Source organism: uncultured Veillonella sp. (assembly GCF_934190855.1).
Lineage (GTDB): Bacteria > Bacillota > Negativicutes > Veillonellales > Veillonellaceae > Veillonella.
This window is the reverse complement of record NZ_CAKPTN010000136.1, coordinates 1-4488: the sequence shown is the minus strand read 5'-3', so window position 1 is coordinate 4488 and position 4488 is coordinate 1. Positions and strand designations below refer to the sequence as shown.

Annotated in this window: 4 protein-coding genes; all 4 read left to right on the top strand. The window is 40.7% G+C overall.

Annotated features, from left to right (window positions below; all coding sequences use genetic code 11):
• On the top strand, positions 1-1293 hold a 1293-nt coding region (locus Q0F90_RS07540), incomplete at its 5' end, for a DHH family phosphoesterase (protein WP_296004418.1).
• A gap of 11 nt (positions 1294-1304) precedes the next feature.
• The gene (locus Q0F90_RS07535) at positions 1305-3533 is read left to right on the top strand and encodes a bifunctional (p)ppGpp synthetase/guanosine-3',5'-bis(diphosphate) 3'-pyrophosphohydrolase (protein ID WP_296004417.1); all 2229 of its coding nucleotides are present in this window, start codon (positions 1305-1307) and stop codon (positions 3531-3533) included.
• 11 nt (positions 3534-3544) lie between these two features.
• Positions 3545-4180 carry an MBL fold metallo-hydrolase gene (locus Q0F90_RS07530; protein WP_296004416.1) on the top strand — a complete coding sequence of 212 codons (636 nt, stop codon included), beginning with the start codon at positions 3545-3547 and terminating at the stop codon, positions 4178-4180.
• A 41-nt stretch (positions 4181-4221) separates the two neighbouring features.
• The coding region (locus tag Q0F90_RS07525; RefSeq protein ID WP_296004415.1) for a Fur family transcriptional regulator at positions 4222-4488 on the top strand (267 nt) is incomplete at its 3' end.

Here is a 4488-nt window from a genome sequence, read left to right as displayed (position 1 = left end):
GTAGTGCCTTTGGTGGGTGAGAACCGCATCATTGTAAAAGCAGGCCTAGAGAAGATGAATAGCCAGCCTAATTTAGGCATAAAAAAGCTCATCGATGTAGCGGGTCTACATGAGCGAACTATAACATCTGGTCACATTGGTTTTACCTTAGCACCTCGCCTTAACGCAGCTGGTCGTGTAACACATGCAACGCGTGCCGTTGAATTACTCGTCATCGATGATGTGGATATAGCAGAGGCGATTGCTGAGGAATTGAACGACACCAATCGAGAGCGACAAGAGCTAGAGCGCAATATCCACGAATTGGCTCGTATTGATGTGGCTAACCAAGGTCATAAAGCCGACTATGTAACCGTTGTGGCTGGTGAAGAGTGGCATCCTGGTGTTATCGGTATCGTTGCCTCTCGTCTCGTAGAGGAGTTCTATAAACCGACCTTAGTCATCAGTATTCACGATGGCGTTGGCAAAGGATCTTGCCGTAGTATCGACGGTTTTAATATGTATGATGCCTTAAAATCTTGTGAAGATATTCTGCTACAGTTTGGTGGACATTCTGCAGCCGCAGGCTTTAGTATTGATGCAAATCGCATTGATGAATTGCGAGAACGTTTAACTGAGTATTGTAAGAGAATTGTCACTACAGAGGAATATATTCCTGTTGTGGCCATTGATGCGGAATTACCTGTAGATGATATCGATGTAGATATCATTGACCGCGTATCAGCTCTTGAACCTTATGGGATGGCTAATAGCACACCAGTCTTTGCCATAATGGAAGCAACGGTACAAGATATTATGCTTATGGGGCAGTTAAAAAATCATTGTAAGATCATTTTTGCAACCTCGAATGGTACATTAGATGCAATCGCCTGGAATCGTCCTGATTTATTTAAATCTATATTTGTAGGTTCCGTGGTGAAAGTAGCATTCTCCTTGCAAAAGAATGAATGGCAAGGTATGGTTTCCCCACAACTTATGATTCAAGCGATTGAACCGTTGAATGAAGAGTCTATTAAACTGACTGCGGAAGGGCTTAGACAGATGTATGTCATTGTAAAACAGTCCATGCGTGGTCGCAGTCAATCGCTTTATAATGTAGAACAAGATATATTGCGCCGTAAGCCGGCAGATCAAAATAATCGCAGTGCCCTTACATCTATTGATGTCTTTAAAGAATTAGGCATTGTTGAAGAATATACAAGTGATGATGGTCAATTAATGCTTAGATGGAATGCCATTGAAGGAAAATTAGATCTTGTCACATCCGTAACATTCCTTACTTATAGTGTATAGGAGGTGACACCATGACAACTGTAAATGAAGAAGGCAAAGCTTTGGTAGAACAAAGCCCTTTTGATAAAGGTAAAGCCTTAGCTGAATTTATGGAGTATATCCATACGTATTTAACAGATGATGAGTGTAACCAAGTATTAAAGGCTTTTGAACTTGCTGATAAGGCTCACGAAGGTCAGTTTAGAGCTTCTGGTGAACCTTATATCATGCATCCATTAGCTGTAGCTGATATTTTGGCACACTTACAAATCGACCATATTACGCTCATGGCAGCGCTCATGCACGATGTGGTTGAAGATACATCCTATTCGAAGGAAGACTTGGAGGAAATGTTTGGCTCTGAGGTAGCATTCCTCGTTGATGGTGTAACAAAACTAAACCAATTCCAATATGAAACAAAAGAAGATCGCCAAATGGAAAATTATCGTAAGATGATTTTAGCGATGGCAAAGGACGTGCGCGTCGTTGTTATCAAATTGGGTGACCGTTTACATAATATGCGTACCTTAAAGCATATGCGCAGTGATAAACAAAAACGCATTGCTAAGGAAACGCTTGAAATCTTTGCTCCTCTAGCACACCGTCTCGGTATTTTTAATGTGAAATGGGAGTTAGAGGATTTATCTTTCCGCTATTTAGAGCCGGAAAAATATTATGATCTTGTAGATCAAATGAAACAAAAACGCCAAGTCCGTGAAGACATCGTTAATGATACGATGAGTCAACTTACTAAGGCGTTAGGCGAAGCCAATATTAAGGCGGATATTAAAGGGCGTCCTAAACACTTCTACAGTATTTACAAGAAGATGAAAAAGGACAATCGCGATTTGTCACAAATCTATGATTTGCTTGCAGTTCGCGTAATCGTTGATAGCATCCCTGATTGTTATGCGGTACTCGGCATTGCGCATAGCTTGTGGAAACCGTTGCCATATCGATTTAAAGACTATATTTCCATGCCGAAATCCAATATGTATCAATCCTTACATACTACGGTTATCGGTACTATGGGGCAACCTGTAGAAATTCAAATTCGTACATGGGAAATGCACCGTGTATCTGAATACGGTGTTGCTGCTCACTGGCGATATAAAGAAGGTAACAAGAACGGCGATAAAGAGTTCGACCAAAAGGTTGCGTGGTTGCGCCAAGTTCTTGAATGGCAAGATACAAGTAATCCAACAGAGCTTGTTAACGCTTTGAAATTAGATGTATTCTCCGGTGAAGTATTCGTATTTACACCGAAGGGGGACGTAGTTAAGTTGCCGATTGGTTCTGTACCTCTCGACTTTGCGTATCGCGTTCATACCGATGTGGGCCATCGATGTGTAGGGGCTAAGGTAAACGGTAAAATTGTACCGCTCGATTACACCTTACAAAATGGCGATATCGTCGACATTATTACGTCTAAAACGAGTAAACCGAGCCTTGATTGGCTTAATATTGTAGGCTCTTCTGAAAGTAAGAGCAAAATCCGCAACTGGTTCAAGCGTGAAAATAAAGCTGAAAATATTGAAAAAGGTTTAGAAGCGCTTGAAAAAGAAGCGAAACGATTAAACTATACATGGAAAGAGTTGATCGCAGATAATCGCCTTCAACAAGTCACTAAACAACTGAAAGCTGGTACTGAAGAAGAGATGTTTGCAGCTTGTGGCTATGGTGGCATTCCTGTAAGTACAGTTCTCTTGCGTTTAATTGAGCTCTATAAAAAATCCAAAGAAGCAGAAGAGTCTAAACGCAGTACTGAGCAAATTATTGAGAAATTAAAATCTCAAGGCCAAAAGAAAACTAAAAATGGTACTGGCGTCCTTGTAAAAGGCGAAGCTGGTGTCATGGTGCGGATGGCAAAATGCTGTAACCCTGTACCTGGTGACGATATTATTGGGTATATTACCCGTGGTCGTGGTGTCTCCGTCCATCGCTGTGATTGTTCTAGCATGGGCCATACGACTGAAGATCTTGAGAGGATGATTGAAGTTTCTTGGGATGGTTCTTCCGGTGAATCCTTCCACGTAGGCATTGATATTCAAGCGTATGACCGAAATGGTTTACTCATGGAGGTTATGGCGGTTCTTTCAGAATTGAAAATTACCATTACCAATATCAATGCGAAGGTTCAAGAAGATACTAAAAATGTAAGTATCAATGTTACGGTTGATATCCGTGATATTTCACAACTCGATTTTGTAATGACTAAGTTGCGTCGTATCCGTGAAGTCTATACGGTACAACGTAGTTAAGGAGGGGCTTAATGAGTGAACAACAATTAGTGCTTATTCGCATGCCATTAGGTCCACTGGGGACTAACTGCTATGTCATAGGCGATAAAGCAGTAGGAGAAGCTTTCATTATTGATCCTGCTACACCGGAAGTATTAGAGTCTCTAAAGAAGCACGACTTAAAACCAAAGGCTGTTTTGCTAACCCATGGTCATGGAGACCATATTGGTGGCGTTCAAGAGATTGTAGATACATATCATGTGCCTGTATATATTCAAAAGGGCGATATACCGTATCTGTCAGATCCTGAACTCAATCTTAGCGCGTATAGTAATCCGACACCGATCAAGGTAAAGGCTGACATTATCGAGGTTAAACAAGGTGACCACATTACCTGTGGTGCTATTGATTTAGAAGTGCTTGAAACACCGGGTCATACACCAGGTGGGGTATGTTATTACATGGAAGGTCTTGTATTTGTAGGGGATACTCTCTTTAGAGATTCCATAGGTCGTACAGATTTTCCAAATGGCTCTTATGAGACATTAATGGAATCCATTAAAACTCAGCTTTATACATTGCCTGATAATACAATGGTATATCCTGGTCATGGACCAGAAACAAATATAGGTTATGAAAAACAATACAACCCATTCGTTGGGGAGTAGGTTTTATAAAACTTTTGTAAGAAGTAAAGGGGATAGTTATCATGAACACAACATTAGAGAAATTAAAAGAACGCATTAAAGATAAAAAATACAAATTGACTACACAACGTCAAACGATTTTACAAGCCTTCATCGATGCTGATGAAAACCATTTGAGCGCAGAGGACGTATATGTACTCGTAAAAGAAATCGCTCCTGATATCGGTTTGGCTACTATTTACAGAACACTTGATCTCTTCACAGAGTTAGATTTATTAAAACGCCTTGATTTTGGTGACGGACGTAACCGCTACGAATTGAACGACGAA